The organism is uncultured Shewanella sp., assembly GCF_947501665.1.
GTDB lineage: Bacteria > Pseudomonadota > Gammaproteobacteria > Enterobacterales > Shewanellaceae > Shewanella.
The window spans coordinates 204,258-226,146 of record NZ_CANMWS010000005.1 but is presented as its reverse complement, the minus strand read 5'-3'; the positions used below and the strand labels follow the sequence as shown (position 1 = coordinate 226,146).

At 40.3% G+C, this 21,889-nt stretch carries 14 protein-coding genes and 1 pseudogene; 10 read left to right on the top strand and 5 right to left on the bottom strand.

Translation table 11 applies throughout. The features are described 5' to 3' along the window. Positions 1–803: 803 nt before the first annotated feature. The 3 genes from Q0976_RS05545 (at position 804) to Q0976_RS05535 (ending at position 4,026) form a co-directional block, all read left to right on the top strand. Complete coding sequence (locus tag Q0976_RS05545; protein ID WP_299491868.1) at positions 804–1,280, top strand: type III secretion system chaperone; 477 nt, start codon at positions 804–806, stop codon at positions 1,278–1,280. Between the two features lie 152 nt (positions 1,281–1,432). Further along, positions 1,433–2,806: a hypothetical protein gene (locus Q0976_RS05540; RefSeq protein WP_299491866.1), complete on the top strand. Its 1,374-nt coding sequence runs from the start codon at positions 1,433–1,435 to the stop codon at positions 2,804–2,806. Between the two features lie 146 nt (positions 2,807–2,952). Beyond that, positions 2,953–4,026, top strand: a complete 1,074-nt coding sequence (locus Q0976_RS05535; RefSeq protein WP_299491864.1) for a hypothetical protein — start codon at positions 2,953–2,955, stop codon at positions 4,024–4,026. A 59-nt stretch (positions 4,027–4,085) separates the two neighbouring features. Here the strand turns inward: Q0976_RS05535 and Q0976_RS05530 are convergent, their stop codons facing one another. Continuing rightward, on the bottom strand, positions 4,086–4,943 hold the full coding sequence (locus Q0976_RS05530) for an alpha/beta hydrolase (protein WP_299491862.1): 858 nt from the start codon (positions 4,941–4,943) through the stop codon (positions 4,086–4,088). A gap of 71 nt (positions 4,944–5,014) precedes the next feature. Continuing rightward, positions 5,015–5,395, bottom strand: a pseudogene (locus Q0976_RS05525) (transposase); the annotation flags it as partial. Positions 5,396–5,639: 244 nt separating this feature from the next. Here Q0976_RS05525 and Q0976_RS05520 point away from each other — a divergent pair. After that, positions 5,640–7,823, top strand: a complete 2,184-nt coding sequence (locus Q0976_RS05520; protein ID WP_299491860.1) for a S8 family serine peptidase — start codon at positions 5,640–5,642, stop codon at positions 7,821–7,823. 687 nt (positions 7,824–8,510) lie between these two features. Here the strand turns inward: Q0976_RS05520 and Q0976_RS05515 are convergent. Continuing rightward, positions 8,511–10,001 carry a PLP-dependent aminotransferase family protein gene (locus Q0976_RS05515; protein WP_299491858.1) on the bottom strand — a complete coding sequence of 497 codons (1,491 nt, stop codon included), beginning with the start codon at positions 9,999–10,001 and terminating at the stop codon, positions 8,511–8,513. Between the two features lie 150 nt (positions 10,002–10,151). Here Q0976_RS05515 and Q0976_RS05510 point away from each other — a divergent pair, with 150 nt between their 5' ends. Continuing rightward, positions 10,152–10,763 carry a GNAT family N-acetyltransferase gene (locus Q0976_RS05510; protein WP_299491856.1) on the top strand — a complete coding sequence of 204 codons (612 nt, stop codon included), beginning with the start codon at positions 10,152–10,154 and terminating at the stop codon, positions 10,761–10,763. Positions 10,764–10,773: 10 nt separating this feature from the next. Continuing rightward, positions 10,774–11,379, top strand: coding sequence for an FMN-binding negative transcriptional regulator (locus Q0976_RS05505; protein WP_299491854.1), 606 nt, complete (start codon positions 10,774–10,776; stop codon positions 11,377–11,379). On the opposite strand, the gene mnmC is transcribed toward Q0976_RS05505, so the two are convergent. Beyond that, complete coding sequence (gene mnmC, locus Q0976_RS05500) at positions 11,374–13,353, bottom strand: FAD-dependent 5-carboxymethylaminomethyl-2-thiouridine(34) oxidoreductase MnmC (RefSeq protein ID WP_299491853.1); 1,980 nt, start codon at positions 13,351–13,353, stop codon at positions 11,374–11,376. The genes Q0976_RS05505 and mnmC overlap by 6 nt on opposite strands. A 436-nt stretch (positions 13,354–13,789) precedes the next feature. Here mnmC and fabB point away from each other — a divergent pair, with 436 nt between their 5' ends. From fabB to Q0976_RS05480, 4 genes are all read left to right on the top strand, one after another. Continuing rightward, positions 13,790–15,001, top strand: a complete 1,212-nt coding sequence (fabB, locus tag Q0976_RS05495) for a beta-ketoacyl-ACP synthase I (RefSeq protein WP_299491851.1) — start codon at positions 13,790–13,792, stop codon at positions 14,999–15,001. Between the two features lie 133 nt (positions 15,002–15,134). Beyond that, positions 15,135–16,265, top strand: a complete 1,131-nt coding sequence (locus tag Q0976_RS05490) for a 4-phosphoerythronate dehydrogenase (protein ID WP_299491849.1) — start codon at positions 15,135–15,137, stop codon at positions 16,263–16,265. Positions 16,266–16,267: 2 nt separating this feature from the next. Further along, the gene (locus Q0976_RS05485; RefSeq protein ID WP_299491847.1) at positions 16,268–17,284 is read left to right on the top strand and encodes an aspartate-semialdehyde dehydrogenase; all 1,017 of its coding nucleotides are present in this window, start codon (positions 16,268–16,270) and stop codon (positions 17,282–17,284) included. Positions 17,285–17,467: 183 nt separating this feature from the next. Then, the gene (locus tag Q0976_RS05480; RefSeq protein WP_299491846.1) at positions 17,468–19,849 is read left to right on the top strand and encodes a FimV/HubP family polar landmark protein; all 2,382 of its coding nucleotides are present in this window, start codon (positions 17,468–17,470) and stop codon (positions 19,847–19,849) included. Between the two features lie 457 nt (positions 19,850–20,306). Here the strand turns inward: Q0976_RS05480 and Q0976_RS05475 are convergent, their stop codons facing one another. Then, positions 20,307–21,857, bottom strand: coding sequence for a hypothetical protein (locus Q0976_RS05475; protein ID WP_299491844.1), 1,551 nt, complete (start codon positions 21,855–21,857; stop codon positions 20,307–20,309). Between the last annotated feature and the right edge of the window lie 32 nt (positions 21,858–21,889).

Below are 21,889 nucleotides of genomic sequence, written 5' to 3'. Positions count from 1 at the left end.
TGTTTCATTTATAAAAAGCAATGGTATATATCATAATGATATTTATATAAAAATGATTACATGAATGCAAGCATCAGTCATTGGTAATCTAACGCTCAAATATCATTCTAATTGTTGGTAATTTTATACTCAGGTACTTACTATACAGAGTATAAAAATAAACAGTGTTGTAAAACAATTTGTTAGAAACTCGCTATAGATTTATCTGTTGCCCGATCCTTGTTTGAGTGTTGACTCACTTTAGTATTTCTGTCTTTACGACGCTTTTAGTATTGACGGTGTTGGGATAGTGAGTAGGCGCGAATAAGACTCTGTTAGCCTAACAAGGCTAGAGTTTTTATCTGGCTTCATATATTACATGTTTGGATTTTCAATTTCAGAGGAAGGAGGCATCGAAAAATGATACAGGCATAGGGATTGTTATGAGTGTTGGGAAGTATTATACGTACTTTTGCATGATTTAATTCATAAGCTCATCGGAGACTAATCTTATAATCCCCATTTTTATTGACTAAGGTGGCATTTTTTTTATGCTTTATGTATGAAATAATACTTGTTCTGCATTATTCGGTATAATTATATTATTTACTCTGAAGTCTATTATAATTATCATCTTAACCCTACTTTTAACACAGTTAACTTATCTGTATTGTCGTTAAGTGAATATTTTTGTTTTTTTCATTTTTTTTATAATTATTCATTTATATGATAGTTTTACTTTCTTATCGTCGATATAGTGCTATCTAAAATTTGGTAATGTTTAGGGTTATTTTATTCATTGAGTAAAATAAGAAGAGGTGAATATGTCAGACTCTCAGAAAGTGGATATTATTTTAACTGAGTTAGGTGCCATGATGGCAATAGACTCGATTAATAAACATGATGAAGATAGCTGGAGCATTCAATTTGAGGATAATAAACTTGTTGAACTCTTTTATATCTCTAACCAGCATAAATTGACTTTACAATATAACATTGGAATTCCGACATTGTCTGAGGTGAATAAATTACATGATTTATTGCTTGAGTATAATTTATGTTGGCCTGAATCGGGTGGTATACAAATGGCATTGAATAAAACTGATGGGAGTATAGTTCAACTATTTCAATTGTTTATTCAGGATCTTTCTCTCCCTATTATGATTGATGTATTGACGAACTTTATTGAACGTGCTGATATCTGGCAAGCGATTATTCATGATGAAAGTTTCTTTAATCAAAAAAAATCGGTTAAGTCAGTTAGTAATTATAATCGTTTCTCATCACAGTTATTAATATAGTTTCTACTATTTCAATCTTATTTCTGTTGTTTTTGTTAGTTCTTAATATAGCTTACATTATTTTAAATATTGTTTTTTCCGCTATTTTTGTTTTTTAATATTTAAATCTTAAGAGGTTTCCTTTATGTGGATAGTTTATTTTGAGGTGAATTATGCCAAGTAGTACAATTACTCCCAGTACATTTAATTTTAATAATTTAACATCATTAAAAAATAACATCCCAGAAGCTCACGAGGTTCGAGGGCGTGGTTCTCATGTTCCTTTTTCGAAAGATATAGTGCTTTATAGTAAAGAAAAAGTAAAAGATAGCAGTATTACGAGTGAACATACAACGAGTCAATCTTGGGGTTCAACAAGTTTTTCAGATAGACAAGCCAGTTATGATAAAGGCAGGACTGAATTGAAAGCGGCACTTTTACATCTGTGTGAATCCTCAAAGTTTAAAGGGAAAGAGTCACAAATAGAGTCACTTTTTAATGATATTGCTCATAGAACAAGAGGGGATGGCCATACAGGAGTCTTAAAAGGCAGTGATATTATAAAAGCATATGAGTACTTGAGTGAGCCATTCCCAAGAAAAGTAAAAGTACCCAAGCAATCACTTTTACAAATGAGTCATAGTCAACTTTCTCCAGTTAATTTAACGAAAAAACAGGAAACTCAGCCCTTATCGAGTCCGTTGAGTTCACCTGTAGTACACTCACAAATAAAACTATCAACTCAGGTAGAGTCATCCTCAACGCTAAGCTCTCATGTTTTATCACAAGAAGAGCTATCAGGTGAAAGAGCGTTAGATTGCCAAAAAGCGAAAAAAATATTGGAATCACATGTACCAAATTTGAAACGCTGTGATATTAAGATTGTTAATCCAGATTTGGGTAAAGGGGTGTGTCATAACTATGCGTTACATAATGAGTTTAGAAATGATGAAATAAATGAAGTGAATTCACATGTGCCAGGAGAGGGGTCGCTTCATCGAGATTATCTTGAGCTATTAAAACGGGATCCGGAGGCAAGAGTGGCTGTTTTTTATCAAGGAGGAACGGTTGGTCATACTGCACGTTTTGATAAGGATTTGAAAGAGTTTGTACATACCTTACCAGGTGAAGCGTTATTTACCTGTCCAATTGAGCAATTTAAGCGCAGTGGGGGGTACTCTAAACTTGAAGTATTGACACCAGATATGAAGTCTCAATTTGAACATGAAATAAGAGAACTCGATTTACAAGAACAAAAGAGGGTGCAGAGTTTACAGTTGAAAGACAGTCAAGTGGGTGAATTACTAAAGTTGAAGTTAGATCATTTAGGGGTTGATGATATGTGTTTAACAATGTCATTGGAAGAGGCCACTTCGGAATTTGGCTTAGATACTGATGGGCAAAAAATATTTCAATTATATCAAGAGATAGAGTTTGAAAATAAAGCAGGTAAAAATAAAGTACAGTATCTAACAGAACAAATTAGCAAGCAAAATATTAACTTTGATGTTAATAAATTCATGCAGGAAAATTCGGCTTACTTCTAATTTTATAAAGTTAAAACTGTCGTGTTAATAATCTCTACAAAATATTGGTTTTAGCGCTAGAAACGGGTCACTTTTTTTAATTTTTAACCCTCTTTTAGTTAAAGAGAAGCCCTTTATGTTAATTGTTTTAATTTTTGAGGTAGTATATGCCAGATCGTTCCATTACTCCTAGTACATTTAATTTTAATAATTTGATGTCGTTGAAGAACCTAATACCGACAGAGCATGAAATTCGAGGGAGGGATTCTTATAAACCATTTTCAAAAAATATTGTGCTCTATAGTAAGGCAAAGGTGGAAAATACTGATATCAACACTGGCAATAAAAAAGAATGGAGTAGCAAACAAACTTTTGAACAGAGACAAGCCAGTTATGATAAAGGTCGTACAGAATTTAAAGCAGCACTTTTACATTTGTGTGAATCATCTAGTGAGAAAAAACCACAAGTTGATAGGTTGTTTGAACAGATAAATCAAAGAGAAGCTAGATCAGATGGGCATACTGGTATATTAATGGGTAAAGATATTAAAAAAGCATTTGAAATTTTTAATAGCTCCTCGCCTGTTATTAGTTTGGCATCACATCGTGCAATTAAGTCTACGGCGCCTCTTTTACAGACGACTTCTTCATTGGTTACGCAGAGTTCAGTGAAGCAAAATCATAATAGTCAACTTGTTGAGTCTCAATCAAGGCTGACTGAAAGCACCTTGGTAAAGCAGAAACTACCGTCGTTGGTTTTACCTACAGTCGAGCGTAATTCACAAACAGAGAGTCGTTTTATTGAAGCAGAAGAAGGCCTATTCAAATATCATTCTAACTTAAAGGGTCATATCACCATTATTAATCCAGAACAAAGTAAGACGGTTTGCCACAACTATGCGCTCAAAAATGATTTTTATAATGAGGATGTATCTGGTATTCATAGTGGTATGAATGAATACGCGATGTGTAGACCGACACAGAGAAGTATTCGAACTGATTATTTAGCGTTATTGAAACAAGACCCTAAGGCTAAAATTGCTGTATTTTATGCTGGGAGTACGATTGGGCATACAGCTCGTTTCAATGAGGAATTGAATGAGTATGTTCATACTTTACCTGATTCGGCTTTATTTACTTGTGATAAAGATGTTTTTAAACAGAAAGGTGAGTATACAAAAGTGGTGGTGTTTGAGCCCAGTATGGCAAAACAGCTACAACAAGAAATAGATCAAATGTAAATATTGATTATTGAAGTTTAGGAACAACATGGGCTCTATAGTGATTGATGATTTATTTTTTATTTATTAATAAAATCGAGCACCACTTGATTAAACTGTTCGGGGTTTTCCACCATCATAAAGTGATTACCTCCTTGTTGTTCTTCAAATATAAAGAGTTCTGAATTGGGGACTTGTTCGTGCATCCATTGGTGAGACTGCCAAGGATGAAGACTGGCTCTGCCTGTGATAAAAAGCACAGGTAGAGTCAGCTTTTTAAGTACATCGCGGAAATCTTGGCATATGTTGTTTAAATAGAGTTGGCTAGCAGCGCTGCCCGGTATTGCCATACAACCTAGAATAAAGTTTTTTTGTGCGCTTGTGGCATGGGGTGTGGTCATGGCATTAACAATATTTTGTTTGAGTGCATTGGTATTGTCTTCAAGAAAACCATTGGTGAGTCCATGGAGTTCTGCTGCTTGATAAATGGTGCCATATTGCTGTTTCTCATTATCAGACCAAGCGGGATTAACGAGTAATGCCGCAGGCTCATCCACAATAATAAGCTTTTTAATCGATTGATGGCCGAATAAGTCAATGTAATCGTAGACCATCGCGGCGCCCATTGAATGAGCGACTATGGTTACATTTGATAATGATAAGGCTGTAAGTAGATCATGTAAATCATGGGCATAGCGAGATACTCGATAGCCAAAGTCCACTTTTTCTGATTGCCCATGGCCACGCTTATCTAACGAAATGACGCGATAATGCTGGCTAAAAACAGTGATTTGCTGTTGAAAAATATCGGCTGAAAGCCCTCCACCCGGAAGTAATAATAAGGTTTCACCTGGGTCTGTTTCTGAGCGTTTTGCTTCTAAATAGTGCAATGTGACGCCATCACTGGTCTTAAAATAATGAGATTGAACTGTGTCCATGAGTGCACCTTTATTTCATAGCCATGCTGAGTGAGAAAACAGCATTGTGTATTGCTATTGATTATAGAACAATGATGACAGTCTAATGGTCTTTGTTGCCAAGCCTTAAGCTCGAGAAGCCGTTTATTGGTGGCACTGTTAATCCTTTCTACTGAGGCCGTGATACTGTATATGTCTTCAACATGCTGATGAATATCACGGTCGCTCACTCCCATGTAAAACATGGGGTGTTCCTGTATATTTCATCGATTTAAGTGGCTGGGTGTTTTTTAATAAGCTGAGGTTCAAAGGTGGATTGTCTGTCTCTTGTTCTAGATGTTGTTCGATTACAGCATTAAGTGCCGCTTCGGTCAGTTGTGTGATTAACGAACTAAGAATATCATCTTTACCCGTTAGATTTTACTTGCTTGTAATGCTTTTAAGGCTTGTTCGAAATCAAAAGACTGGGTCATGTGCTATTCCTGTTTTTAATTATTGTACGGAAATGAAACAGAATGACGAACATTACTTATTTATTAAATTTAATGTTTTATAAATATACAGTTAAAGATGTAATGTTTGCTTTACTTTAACAGGTTAATCTACTTTACTTTAGTTATCTGAGTCATATTTAAAAGCAGTGGAAATAAAGATAAGTATTACTTCATTTTTATTTCAAAGTATTAATTTAAATTGTTGTTGACAAGGAGTTATGTCATGTTTAAATATAAAAATGCGTTGCTTTATCTGTTTTTTATTTTTCATTTGTTTTTTATTGTTGCAGCCTTTGCTAATAATGATACGAATATAGGGGAACCTGTTGTGGTATCTCCGCCTTTTGGCGAGGTATCATCAAATAATATTATTACTATCAGTGGTAGTGTGCCTGAAAATACTCAGGTTGAGGTAGAGTTTGGTGATTATTGGTCACAAGTCTTTATCGATGATATGAGTAATAGGGTGCCCATTAATGATTATACCGTAGTGGTAGAACCTGACGGTAGTTGGTCTTTTAAGATCATGTTCTTACGCGAAGGTACCATTGCCATGTGGTTATATACGGTACTGCCAGATGGTGATGAGTCTTATGGTATTCCCCATGATGTAGTGTATGATGCTCAGCCGCCTTTGATCACCTTAGTTGGAGGGAAAACGACAGAGGTCTTATTAGGTAACGATTATGTCGATCCTGGTGTGACGACCGATGATGGCAGTAGTGTCAGTATCGATGCCTCTCGAGTCAATACGCATATTGCAGGCACCTATGAAGTTTTCTATGATACTAACGATATCGCAGGGAATAGCATGACAACCCATCGTATTGTTAATGTTGTCGATCCTATAAACCCCAAAGTGGAAACCAGTTGCTATGGTTACGGCAATTCAAAATCAACCTTATGTAAAAATGGTTTAAGCGTTCGCGTCGATAAAGCTTGGGATCGTGGTTATACTGGGGACGGCTATATGGTAGCTATTATCGATAAGCCACTGGATGCGTTGCACCCTTTTTTTGCAGGTAAGCAAGTCGTAAAAAATAACAATGATACCTGTGCAGTTAATGATAACCTGTGTTCTCATGGTACCCAAGTGGCGGGTGTTGCAGCAGGACGTGGAGCCGATGTCAATGATGACGATGTGGTGGATTTTTCTGGTATCGCTAAGGATGCTGATATTTTAGGTATCGATAGCTTATCAACGAACCGATTAGACGATATCTACGATACGTATCGTTTTGAACACAATATTGCCGCTGTGAATATGAGCTTTGGAATATTACTCGATGCCAGTTACTATGCCGAGGATGGCAGTTGTGATGCGCACCCAAGCGCGGCTAGTGTGTATACGGTAGTGCAAAATTTACGTGATGTCGGCATTGCGGTGATCGCGGCAAGCGGTAATGATGGTGTTAATGGCCGCCTTATTTACCCAGCTTGTGTATCGAATGTGATCTCTGTTGCATCGGCGGGTAGTGATGGTAGCGTGTCTGATTTTGCCAACATTGCCGCTAGTCTAGACTTTGTCGTGCCGACCAATTCGATGACCTCGAACCCCCATTATTATGACAGAGTCTATCAAGGTTTTTCTGGCACCTCGGCCGCATCCCCCTTACTTGCTGGTGCCTGGTTGATTTTAAAGCAACACTCACCAGATGCCAGTATTGAGCAAATTCATCAAGCCTTAAAGCAATCCAGCACCGAGATTTATTCGACCCACTCTCATCATAGAGGCTATTACAATCTAAATACGGGTAACTATATTCCTCGCTTAGCTTTATCGACCATCAACTTAGATAATGCCTTAACCGCGTTAGATGAGCTTGAGCCTTTGTATTGTGATAAACCCATGAGCGACTACGATAATGTTATCGAAGGTACGGCAGCCGATGATAATTTAGTGGGCGCATCGGGTAGCAACTTGATGTTAGGTTATGGCGGCAATGACATACTCACAGGTAATAATGGTCATGATTGCATTTATGGTGGCGAGGGTGACGATGTGATCAAAGGCAACAGAGGCAACGATCACCTCTATGGTGAAGCGGGTGCCGACATTTTAATGGGTAAACAAGGTGATGATAAGCTCTATGGTGGTGATGGCAATGATATATTGCAAGGCAATAAAGGGGATGACTTATTATATGGTGGCAGTGGTGACGATGGCTTAGAAGGTCGTGCAGGTACAGATACCTTATACGGCGATAGCGGTAGTGATAGTCTCAATGGTGGAGGGGGGAATCATCAAGATGACGGCGACTTATGCGAAAACGATCCGCTCGACTCAAGCGTGATTTATTGCAGCTTGATGCCGTCAACTCGCACACAAGCACCTGCGTTAATGCGAGTCGAAGAGGCGCTGTATTATCAGCAATTGCCGTTGGTAGGTGCACCTTTAATTGAGTAGGTGCGGTATTCATTTTATGCTTTCTCCTCTAGTATCTATTGCAGGCATAGAGAACAGATGCTGGGGGAGTGGTTAATATACCTGCTTATATTGGTATTTATTTTTTACGTTTAGGTCGAGCTAATGATGGGCATAGCGAGATACTCGATAACCAAAGTTCACTTTTTCGGGTTATCCATGGCTACATTTATAGCTATATTTAATGAAATAACACGATAATGCCGACTAAACGCATTAATTTGATATTGAACTATGTCATGAATGCACCTTTGTTTCATAGCCATGCTGTGTGAGAAATGGTATTCCGTATTGCTATTGAATATATACCCGTGATACTTGAAGATGCCTGTTTTCAGAGCCTGTAAAAGTGCCTAATTCAAGGCGTACTCTTTTGCAAGAAAAGGGGCCAAAATGCTTATTGCCTTTTAAGATGATACAACGCAGAAGTCGGTGCTTTTACAGACTCCCAAAGGGCTGGCTTCTTTATATGTAAAAGCAAGCCTTTTATACAGCGTTACTGAACATCAGCTTAGAATGACTAGGCACGCTGTTCAGCTGACCATCAAGGATGATGGAAATGTCATTCATGCAGGTGCAATTAATGACCTTGTCTAAAAGGCTTTTCATTCCAGCTGAATCCTGCATTTTCAAGTATCACGGGTATAGTGTAAGTTTATGGGCTTGACTTTACGGGGTGTTCAGTGAGTCGATGAAATGGAGGAGCTTGTCGATTCCCTGTTGTAACTTTTCTTCACTCATGCCCGCAAAGCCAATGCGAATATGGCTATTGGGTGAAGTGTCTGGTGTGAGCTGAAAGTGTTTTTCCGATAACAAATAAATACCGTTTTGATGGCACAATGTCTCAAGCGTTGCTGCCATATTGCCGACTTCAACCCAAAGGGCCATGCCGCCCGCTGGAATGGTCAATGTGAGTGGTTTAAGTCGATGCTCATTGTAGGTATTGATGATCTTAACCGCATGATCGCGGCGTTGATGATATATTTTCGTCATTTTACGCAAGTGGCGTTCAAAGTCACCTGTTTGCATCCAGTTAGCGACAGCTTGTTGCATGAGTGCATTGGGCTTGTGATTCATTAATTGTCGATAATGCAGCAGTGCTGGCGTCAAGGCTTTATCGATGGCCATGATCCCTAAACGATTGCCTGGAAACATGATTTTAGAGAAGGTGGCTAAATAAATCACTAATCCTTGAGGATCGTCACTGGCCATTGGACTTAATGGCTGGCTGTCATAATGAAATTCATGATCGTAATCATCTTCAATGATGGCGATATTATGTTGAGCGGCAAGCTGGTAAATCGCCATGCGTTCAGCAATAGGTAAAGTGACTGTCGTCGGGTATTGATGTAAGGGGGTTAAATAAATCAGCTTCAGTTTTTGATGCTCAGCAAGTGCTGTTAAGGCTTCAATATCAATTCCTTGCTTGTGTTGCTTGATAGGCAATAAACGGGCGCCCGCTGCGCGAAAGGCTTGCCAAGCGGGCTGATAGCCTAATGATTCAACGGCAACATGATCCCCAGGGGATAATAATACTTGCGATAATAAATATAATGCTTCTTGGGAGCCATTAACGGCAATGATGTCCTTGTGCTGTATGTTGCGGGTTTTTCGCAAATAGGTACTCACTTGCTCTATGAATAGGGCGGTGCCCGCTAAATTACCGTAATGCAGCTCGCTTAAATCAGGCCTGACTAATGTGTGATTGAGGTAGGCTTTAAAATGTTGGAAAGGAAATAGACTGAGATCGGCCTGCCCACCAGCAAAATTAAATTCAAAAGTATGCGCGGGGGGCTGAGTGTGTGAATTGGAATTGGAATTGGCATTGGCAAGCTGGTCTGGCTTGAGTGACCATTGAAATGTTGAGGTAGGTTTCTCCTCCGTTCGCACTAAGTGTTGGCTCGTATCTATGGGTAAGTGCTGGTTCACTGTGTAAGCTTGGCGTTGTGTGGCACAAAGCCAGCCTTGAGCGATAAGTTCTTGATAGGCTGACATAACAGTATGGCGATGACAGTCTACTTGTTTGGCGAGGGTTCGAGTTGAAGGTAACGGCTCGCCGGGTTGAAGTTGCCCAAATTGAATACTTTTTTTAATCCCCATGGCAATTTGCAAGAAACGTGGCCGAATAGTGTTGTCTAACGCTAAGGCGAGTAATGGCATGTGTTTCCCTTCCTTTATCTGCTCGACAAGGTTTTTTCATGTTCGCCGAATATGTCATTTAATCTGGTATAAGTAAAATATTAAATCTGGTTGTTAATCTTATACCACAGATCAAAGAAGATAATAAAAAAACAGTGAAGGATTAATTTAATGATACCAAACATGCCGTTTAAACCCGTCCCAATATTACTCACTGCCTCGAAAATAACGTTAAGGCCACTACAGCATCAAGATGCTCATGCCTTATTTGTGGCTGGCAATCATTTATCTTTTTGGCAATGGGTACAACCTAATTATTGTGCATCCTTATTGGATACCCAAGCTTGGGTTGCTTCCTCTTTAGCTGCGCAGGATAGGGGGGAGCATCTTCCATTTGTGATCATTGATAATCAGACACAAGCTTTGCTAGGTACGACTCGGTTTTGTGCTATTCGAGTGGAAGATCGCAGCATTGACATTGGTTTTACTTTTATTTGCCCTCAATTTCAAAGAACCTATGCAAATACTCAGGCAAAATACGTCTTACTTGAACATGCATTTGAGTCCTTAGGTGCGGTACGTGTTGAGTTTAAAACTCATGAAAACAATCAACAATCAAGGCGGGCTATCTCAAACCTTGGTGCTTCATTTGAAGGAATATTACGTCATCAACGTATTTTAGCCGATGGTACATTACGAAATACCGCGCTTTTCAGCATTATTCACACTCAGTGGCCTGAAGTAAAAGCGCGGCTATTACACTATGTCTCATCGTTTGAATAAGGGTAATACATTGAATAGCATTGATGATTTACACGAATTTATCGAGGCGTATCCTTTTGGGGTACTCATGTCATCGGATTTAACCGCGACCCATTTACCTTTTATTGTTGATATTGATGAAAAAGGCAATGCAAGGTTATACGGCCATTTTGCCAGAGCTAACCGCCATTGGCGCCAATTAAGTGATGCAGAGGTATTGGTTGTGTTTAATGGTCCTCATGATTATATTTCCCCTCGTTGGTATGTGAGTCAACCCAATGTACCGACGTGGAATTATGCTGCACTGCAAGTCAAAGGGATGTTAAGTTTACTTGATGATACGCAAACACTTGATGTGATGGAGCGCACATTTACGCAATTTGAGCCAGATTTAGTGGTGGATAGTCCCGTGTCGACTCTTGTATATCGGCAAACATTATTGGCGGGGATCGTCGCCTTTAAAATTGATATCGCACATTGGCAAGGTAAGCAAAAATTGGGGCAACAGAAAAGCCTTGCCGATCAGCAAGGAGTGGTGAGGGGATTACAAGCGTCTAATACGCCTGATGCTCAAGGGTTATTAGCTTATATGCAAACCACACAAATCGGCATGGGAAAACCTAAAGTAAAACTATAAGGCCTTTCCTTTTAATAGCTTGCGCATCCACATTCGATTTGGACTGAGTAAAGCTAATGCCGCTTGATTAATGGGTAAAGGCTGCTCGCAGATCATGGCAGCCAATGCTTCTGCAGCCAATGGTCCAGAGCTTAATCCTCGGGATCCCAGACCACCCAGTACATATAAACCTTGGTGGATAGGCGCGGGGGTGTTTTGCCAATATTGTCGACTTTCTGGGGTTAATTGGTGTTGCTCATAACGGGCCAATAACTGCTCAACATCGGGAACCGGCCCCATCATTGGAGCATGATCTCGCGTCACCATACGCACGCCGACTCTGGCATCATTATCACTCACATCAATATCGTCGACCCAAGGTTGGTTGGGATAACTGTGATGCATTTTATTCAGGTTGTCGCGTTGCTCTTGTGGGCAAAAATTAAGATCAGCGGCATTTTTGACATAACTGGCACCGACACAGTGAGTTTGTTGATATTTGGGGGTCAGGTAACCATGGGCGCATAATACGGTTTGTAATTCACTGAGCTGTCCTTTTGATGGAATGTGACTGACTTGCCCTCTAAAACCTGATAGCTGCAGTGTTTTTGTTTGTGTAAATTGGGTTAACGCATGGCCATTGGCAAGGACAACACTGGCAAAAGGGCCATATTCCTGCTCACCTTGGTATAAATACCATTGATTATCTTTTTGCTCTAATCGATCAATATGACAATTGAGATGAAGCTCAAGATGGGTGAGGCTCATGGCTTTATTCATCGCGGCAAGGGTATAGTCTTCAGGACAAACCCATCCACCTTGCGGATAGAAAATACCTGATTTGTCGATGGGAATACCTGCAAGTTGGCTGGCCAGTTGTTTATCAACAGATCTAGCAATATTAGGATCCCAAGCATGACCTGTGAGTATTTTGGTGATGCGAGCTTGGCTGCGCTCATCAAATCCGGTGTGCAATACGCCACATAAATCATGTGCGATGTTAAAACCTGATTGCTGCAAGGCTTCCAGCCGACGTCGACTGTATAAAAAAGCCTGCTGAAAATATTGACTGAGTGTATTATTCTCAGGTGTGAGTAATGGGTACAGTGCCCCTTGTTTATTGCCAGAAGCTTGTGAGGCAAGGTGAGGATCTTTACAAAATAAATGTAATTTGCGCTGACGATTAGCCAGTGATAAGGCTAAGTGAGCACTGGCTATGCCCCCACCGATTATTGCAATGGGATCTTCTTTCGTGCCCATTAAGGGAAAAGGGTTATTGTGTATGGCTTGCTGATAACGTAATGCTTGTCGCTCTTGACTGGCAATATCCTTGTCGACACTTTTAGAAGAATGCGTGTTGATCTGCTGGTCGATATCGACTCTACCTTGGCGCTCAGTGTTGTTAGCGAGTGCGAGACATTGAAACCCAGCTTGTTTGGCCCTTTTTTGAAAGTCAACTTGAACGGGAGATGGATGTTCCGTTTGACCTTGGGAGTGAATAAATAACAGTGGCGCCGTGTCTTGACTGATTTTAGCCATTTGCCAAAGCTGACTTTGGTTGATATGAAAGAGGCTTTGGGTATTTTCACTATACCAATGAGAAATTAAAGTCTGCTGGAAGACTAGCATTTCTTCTATTTGACCTTTTAACTCCCCGATATGAAAGTCTAAGATGAGCTGATCATTATTAAGGCTCAGACGTTGGATACCATGAATATTAATTAACTTTGTATTCAATGTGGTATCGATATAGGGCGCCAAGCTTGGCTGACTTTGAATGAAAAACTCGATAGCTTGTTGGGGAGCATTACCAAGCATGTCAGATGCATGTGGAATAAAGGTTTTTATAATGAGCATGTGAGCATTCGATTTTTGATGCTCAGCAAGTAAAGTTAACCATGTTTTAGGCGCACTCATACCGATTTGACCTAAAACGATAGGTGAATTGTCGGTTTTTGTTGTTTTAACATACTGGTAAAGGCTACTGACTGTCATGCTGGGCTCTTTAATGCTACCGTGATAGGTGAAACGAAAAGATGGTTATCTTTTTTCTGATTTAATTGTACATTTTATTGGGCAAGGGATGTTAATCTATTTAGGGGCTGTTGATCTTTGGTGAGTCTTTCTGCAGCAGTTTGTCGTTTCTTTATACAATACAGAGCTTCTGCGGTGTCGTTATTCTCCATCAATAAGCGATAACGCGGTAGAAGTAGAAAGGAGCGACAAGCGCTGTCACCTCACTTGCCGTGATTAAAACATGTTTGTTTGAACATAATTTAATCACCAAAGATTAACAGGCCCTAGCCTGTAATAGGCGTTTAGACAGACTTTTATCGCCCTTTTGTGGAAAGCTGACCACTTTACCTCGCTAAAAGGGATACCATTAGCTCAGTAAAATTGGGTACTACATGTACATAATGGATAGCAAAAAATGAAAAGAGTCGTGATCACTGGGCTTGGCGTCGTGTCGAGCATCGGTAACAACAAGCAAGAAGTCACAGAATCCTTAAAAGCCGGCCGCAGTGGAATAACTCACTCCGATCAGTTTGTAGAAATGAAGCTTCGTAGCCATGTTTGGGGCGACATTAAGTTAGACCCAAAAGATCATATTGACCGTAAAGCATTGCGCTTTATGGGGAAAGCTGCTGCTTATGCCTACATTGCTATGGAGCAGGCTATCGCTGATGCTGGACTGACAGAAGAGCAGTATTCTGATCCTCGTGTGGGGATCATTGCAGGTACAGGTGGGGCTTCTTCAGCCAACCAAGTGGAAGCGGCCGATATTTTACGTGAAAAAGGCGTGAAACGTGTTGGCCCTTATATTGTGCCACGTATTATGGCCAGTACTGCTAGTGCTTGTTTAGCAACACCTTTTAAAATTAAGGGCATGAACTATTCAATTAGTTCTGCTTGTGCAACCAGTGCGCATTGTATTGGTCATGCCGTTGAACTTATCCAAATGGGTAAGCAAGATATGGTGTTTGCAGGTGGTGCAGAAGAAGTGGATTGGACACTCACCATGGGCTTTGATGCGATGGGTGCATTGTCAACCAAGTACAATGATGATCCGACTAAGGCCTCACGTACTTATGATGCCGACCGTGATGGTTTCGTGATCTCCGGTGGTGGTGGTATCGTGGTGGTTGAAGAACTTGAACATGCATTGGCCCGCGGCGCTAAGATTTATGCTGAAGTTGTCGGTTATGGTGCATCATCTGACGGTTATGACATGGTTGCTCCTTCAGGTGAAGGTGCGGTGCGTTGTATGCAAATGGCATTAGCAGATGTTGATACTCCGATTGATTACATTAATACTCATGGTACTTCTACGCCAGTCGGTGATACTCGTGAGCTAGAAGCATTACGTGAAACTTTTGCTGATGATCTACCTGCGATTGCATCAACGAAATCGCTAACAGGTCACGCATTAGGCGCAGCAGGTGTCCATGAGACAATTTATAGTCTTATTATGATGGAGAATAACTTCATTGCACCTAGCATTAATATTGAAAATGTCGATGAAAAAGCGCAAGGCATGCCAATTGTGACTGAGTACCGTGAAGCTGAGCTTAATACTGTTATGAGTAACAGTTTCGGCTTTGGTGGCACCAATGCGACCTTGGTGATGAGCAAATATAAATAATCATAATGTTTCAGTATTAAATGATTAAGGGAAGCCACGGCTTCCCTTTTTTTACATTTGGATCTTGTGATCGTAATGAATTTTATCCTATTCTCAGTCTTTGTCATGAGTTGTTAGTCGTATAGGAAATGAATTGAAAATCATAGCTGATGAAAATATGCCCTATGTGGATACACTATTTGGTGAATTGGGGACGATAGAAAAAGTGAATGGGCGCACGCTGACAGCAGACAGTATTGCTGATGCCGATGTGTTGTTGGTGCGTTCAGTCACTCAAGTTAATGCGGCTTTATTAGATAAAAATACCCAGCTTAAGTTTGTTGGCAGTGCGACTATTGGCACTGATCATGTTGATCTTGATTACCTTCAGGCTCGAAGTATTCCCTTTGCCAATGCACCGGGGTGTAATGCTACAGCGGTTGGCGAGTTTGTTTTTATTGCCTTACTTGAATTAGCGCATCGTTTTAATGATAACTTAAAAAATAAAATAGTCGGTATTGTTGGCGCAGGGAACACAGGTACCGCTGTTGCTAAGTGTTTAACCGCATTTGGTGTGCAGGTGTTATTACACGACCCTTTGTTACAGCAGCAAGGCGATGAGCGTGATTTTGTTTCCTTGGACGCCTTACTCGATCGTTGTGATGTATTGAGTTTACATGTGCCGATGACACGTACAGGGGCTTTCCCGACTTGGCATTTATTTGATGAAAAGCGGTTATTGCAATTAGGAGTAGGCACTTGGTTGCTGAATTGTTGCCGTGGTGATGTCATCGATAATCAAGCGTTAATAACCGTTAAGCAAGCCCGATCAGATCTCAAATTAGTACTCGATGTGTGGGAAGGTGAGCCGCATCCCATGCCTGAGTTAGTGCCTTTGGTTGAATTTGCGACACCGCATATTGCCGGTTACAGTTTAGAAGGCCGTGCACGAGGCAGTTTGATGTTATATCAAGCGTTGAGCGCACACTTGGGACTTGGTAGGGATAAATCTTTATCAGATTTGTTAACGCCCCATTGGATAGAGCATATTCATATACAAAATCAGCCAGATGAAAAGGCCTTATTGCAGCTCGTTCGGCTGGTTTATGATCTCAGAGATGATGATCGTTTGTTTAGAAATCAATTTCTTAATGTAAACGGATTCGATCATATGAGAAAAATTCATAAACATAGACGTGAATTAAGTGTATTAACACTAGTCAATAGCGGACAATTTGATGTAAATTGGTTATCTTATTTAGGGTTTTCAGGAGTTGAGCTGTAATTATGTCGCAAGAATTTAACGTGGTAGTTTTAGGTGCATCGGGCGCGGTGGGTCAAACAATGATTGAAATCCTAGAAGAACGCAACTTCCCCGTGGCTAATTTATACCCACTAGCCAGTAGCCGTAGTGCGGGTGATACGGTGAACTTTCATGGTAAAAAAGTTGAGATCCTTGACGTTGATACCTTCGACTGGTCACAAGCTCAGATTGGTTTCTTTTCTGCAGGCGGAGATGTGTCTGCTAAATGGGCCCCCATTGCGGCTGAAAATGGGTGTGTTGTTATCGATAATACTTCCCACTTCCGTTATGACATTGATGTTCCTCTTGTCGTGCCAGAAGTGAACCCTGAGGCGATAGCCGATTTTCGTAATCGTAATATTATTGCTAACCCAAATTGTTCAACAATTCAGATGTTAGTGGCATTGAAACCGATTTATGATGCTTTTGGCATTGCTCGCATTAATGTGGCGACTTACCAATCAGTGTCGGGATCGGGTAAGCAAGCCATTGAAGAATTAGCTAATCAATGTGCCAAGTTATTGCAAGGTTTGCCGATTGAGCCTCAAGCCTACTCGAAACAAATTGCGTTTAATGTATTGCCGCAAATTGATAAGTTTATGGATAATGGCTACACCAAAGAAGAAATGAAAATGGTGTGGGAAACCCAGAAAATTTTTGGCGATACCAGCATCGAAGTTAATCCGACAGCGGTCAGAGTTCCCGTCTTTTATGGTCACTCTGAAGCGATTCATCTTGAAACTCATCAACCCGTTGATGCCGATGATGTTAAGGCGGTTCTTCGAGGTGTTGAGGGCATTGAGTTGTTTGAGTCTGATGACGAATACCCAACGGCGGTGACAGATGGAGCGGGTGCCGATCCTGTGTATGTTGGCCGAGTTAGAAAAGATATTTCACATCCTAATGGCATCAATCTTTGGGTCGTTTCAGATAATATTCGAAAAGGCGCAGCACTAAACAGCGTGCAAATAGCGGAAGTTTTGATAAGAGATTATTACTAAATCGATTGAAACTATCCTATATTTTGTAAAATAGCCTGCGCGAATAGCAGGCTTTTTTTATTAACCGTTATTTTTATAACTAGAAACATAGCAGAGTATGGATATCTAGTTTATAGTAATCTTAATAAATACAATTACCTAAAGTTATCACCAGCGATAAAATAAACCCAAGGTGATAGTGACATGTTTGCAAAGGAAGGTACGATGAACTTTCGGTCTCGAAATGTTAAATCCTTGATGGCAGCCAGTACTTTATTTATAAGTGCTTCTTTTTTATGTTCCCCCGTGCATGCAACGGAGCCGTTGAGCGTTGTTGGCCCTCAAGGGCAAGTTAATACGGTAGCAAAGCAGTATGGCCCGGTACAATCGTTTGATACTTTGTGGAGCATTGCACAAAAAGTTAAACCGGATCCTAATTTAACGACTCATCAAGTCATGGCTGCCTTGTTTGATGCTAACCCACAAGCATTTTCTAATAGTAATTACAATAGCTTAGTTAAAGGGGCAAAGCTTGCGATTCCCAGTAAAGCGACGATGGAGCAATACCCTAGAACGGCGGGGGAAAAGACTAATGTCCCTAAAAAATCGGTGAGTAATGTTACCGCCAAAAAGACTCAATCGACAAATGTGAAGCAATCAACCGAGACAAAGCGGCAGGTTGGATCTTTAGCGGAGCAATTAGAAAAAGCTGAAAGGCGAAACCTGCAATTAAGTGCTGAATTTGTCAAGGCGACAGATGGGTTAGTGCTGGCACAAAGTGATAACCAAGAATTAAAAAGCACCATTGCAGAGCTCAATAACAAGGTGGCGTCATTAAATGATAAATTACAGGCCAGTTTAATACAAAATGCTAAGCAAAAGCAGGCATTAGAGACTGCTGAGGAGCAAGTGGCGACGTTAAGTGCAATTAAGCAAGATTTGTCTAATCGAGACCTAGCATCACAGTCGCCCACTTTTTGGCAAAGTATAATGAATAAACCACAGTTATTAGCCGTTTTTGCTGTCGGGCCTGCTTTATTGCTGATTATTCTATTTTGGCTATGGTTTAGAAGAACCAAAAATAATGAGCCAACGGACGCCAATACGCCTGCTTCGGCTAATACTGTCGTTGCTGAAAACCAAGAAGATAATCTTGTCTCTTCTCCAGTGAATACTCCTAGTGTCGAGGACGATACTGCTGAAAAAGTACTGGATGATCAACACAGTGATAGAACAGTGCAATTAGATACTTCACTACCAGAAGCGCATTTAGTTGCATTTGAAAATGAACAGACTGATGATTATTCATCATCTTTGGATACGCAAAATGAGAAAGATACGTCGATTGATGAACTTTGGGCTGAGGTCATTGAAGAGCATGATGATGAGAGTACCACTGAGGAAAAATTGACTGAAGAAACCGTCTTGGAACCGATTCAAACATCGACTGAAGAATCGTTAATGACCTCGTCTTCTGACGCCCCCTCTGTTGAAGAAAGTGATGTTGATTTTACCCACCAAGATGTGTCCCTTGAAGCGGAGCAAATTGTTCAAGAGCAGTCACCTTTGTCTGGTTTTGCTCAGACTCGTGCAAATACTGACAGTTATAATGAAACACACTCTGATGAGATGAATGCTTCTAGTGATACCGAAACCTCAGATGAAAATATGCCTTTATCCAGCGTTTCACAATCTCAAAAGGATGATGTTGAAGACTTTTTCAAGGCTAAAATCAGTAGCGACGAATCGTCTTTACTCAGTGAAAATACGCAAGAAAATGATAGCGATGAGTTGATTTTATCCGCTGATTTATCAGATAAAATTGCTGCTGAATTAGCCGGTGAACTACCTCAAATAGATCAGACTCATGAAGATGATGAATTAGAAAGTTTATTAGCAGAGTTTGATAATGTTGAACCTATTGTTCAGGGGGCAGCTGAGTCAAGTCAAGGTATGGCTCAAAACGATGTGACTGATAAAGAGGATATTATCACGGGGTTGAATACTCATATGGCAAATGATGTTGTGCTTGATGAGGACTTGCCTGATGAAGTGGCGAAAGAAAATGCTGAACAACAAGCTGCTATGGTGGATTCAGTGTCTGATATTGATGCTTTATTAAATGAACTGGAAGATGAGGTGGTGGTCGTTGATCCTGAACATCATGCTACAGATACGGATTTTGACCTCAGTCATCAAGATGCATCGTCAATTATGACAAATGAAAAGAAGAACGCCAGTCAAGATCAAGAACTTGATAAGTTTGAGGAAGAAAATAGTTTTATTGATTTGAATAGTTTACTTAATGATGAACCCAGCAATGACAAAGGCAGAGTCGATCCTTTTTTCGAGTCGAATATTGAAATCGATGAGCTTGAAAGCTTGATGTCTACCGAGTCTTCCGACCAGCCTAAAGCGGAAAATGCTGAACAAAGTATGAGTGATAAATTGGACTTAGCACGGGCTTATATGGACATTGATGACAAAGAGAGCGCGCGGACTTTATTAAAAGAAGTGGGCTTAGAAGGCGATGAGCAACAAAGGCGAGAAGCGGGGGCACTCCTCAATGAGCTTGTTGGACTGTGAAGATGCGTTACATGAATAGTCATCTAGAGTGAATTGAACAAATAAAAAATGTAAAAAGGCCTTTACGTCAAAGGCCTTTTTATTTGGTTTTATACTAACCTAAGTCAATAATTAATTATTCAGTGAAAGGTCAACATTGGGCAGACAAGGTCATTATTTACTCCCGCATGAACTGAATATTTACTTAACCTGAACTCGGGTTAAGCAGCGCCATTAAATATCACTATTTTGGCCTCTATCTGTGTTGTGATTTCTACTAATAGCGGGCTATTCGGCACGAACCCCCGCCTTGATATCGACAAAAATATTGGCCTTTAGCAATAAATGACATAAATAAAAACAAGAAATCAATTTAATTTATTGATTTTTAATATAATATTATTTAAAGTAGACACTCATTATCCCGAGTTCAGGTTACTTAGATTGGTATTAAATCGACATAAATTGAGCCAGGCCCTTATTTCGATGTTATCACACACTCGCCATTTTCTAATACTTCATTCTCAGAACACACCTCAGGAAGCGCTGCATCTTTAGTCATCGAAAGAAAAATATGCTCACTCAATTTGATATTATCGCTGAGTTCAATAGAGTAAGGTGTAATTGCGACATTCGGTAATGCGTCAGCACCGAGTCCGTTTAACCACCAGCCCGCTAACTGACATCCAGAAGTCGTCACCTGTGAAGTGCAGTGAATACTTTCGAGATCGGGAGCTGGAACGGCAAATTGATTGAGTAAGGTATGAAGAAAATCAAGGGCTAATCTTTGGGGGATAAAGTTGGCCTCAGTTTCATCAAACACTGTGATCTCTTCAACCCAAAATGCTGACTCTGAGAAGGAAAACTCTGCTAGGCTGGCTGTAGAGATATAAGGCACACCATTGATTAAGGCTGCAAGCTCATCAACAGCAAGCTTGGGATCAATATGAATGCGATATTGATTCAATAATGTCATGTCTTGCGCTACATTGAGCATGAGTGAGAAGGTAGGAAGAACTGTTTCAACATCTTCTTCAGGTGAAATACCGCAAGTATAATGTGCATCAATATACAGGCCAGCATTAAAGCTTTGATTAAGCAAAGCGTGTAGTTCAGTGGCTATATTGCTGGTATCGTTTGTTAAAGGCCACTCAAAAGTGCCAGCTGGCATGACATTACCTATTAATAGCGTCGTTAGTGTTTCAAGCTTGCTTACAATTCCAATGGGCACTCCGTTAGTCGGACTATATACTCGCTCTCGATGTAATAACAGTCTGGCACCGCTTATAAAATCAAACGCTTCGATATCGCCATATCCTTTTAACTGAGTCAACTCACCTGTTGACTCAAATGTGGCCGCATACAATACCTGTTTTTCGCTAAGATCAGCAGCCGCTGCGTCAGCTTGAGATAAAAAGTGGGCTAGATCAGCCACTTCCTCTTCAAGGTCTTCAATGTCACCTTCTAGTAAATAAATATCCGTGTCAAGATCAGCGATGGCTGTTTCTAATGGGTTAACAGTACTCTGTTCATATTCCCTTTCTATTGAGCGAAGGTCTTTATAGTGTTCATACTCAGCACTGCAGTCTTCCTGAGTACATTCACGATAAAGCTGTTTTGCTTGCTGTGTCTCTTCTTGCAATCGCTCAAGGTGTTCGTTAGCTAATAAAAGGGCTTGTATTCGTTCAAGCCTACTATTAGTCAACGTGACTAGCTGATTTTGTTTCAACTGTAACTGCGCTGTTTCTCGGTCAAAACTCAGTTGTTTCTGTTCTCGCTGCTGACTGTATACTTCATCGAGTATAATCGAGTATTGTAAGTCAAGCTTTGCCTGATTAATGGTTTCACAGGCTCTTTCATCGTTTAATACTGTACGACTCATTAACTCATAGCCTACGTAAGCCTCATTGGGTGTTGTATTTACTCTTGGTACACTATAGGTGTTACTGGCGCCCAAAATACTCAGCATTCCAAAGAGAAGAAGGGAAAAACATCTTCTGAGCGCGAATTTTTTAGCTTCAACTTCCATATTCAAACCACCAATCTATTTTTAGGTATCAA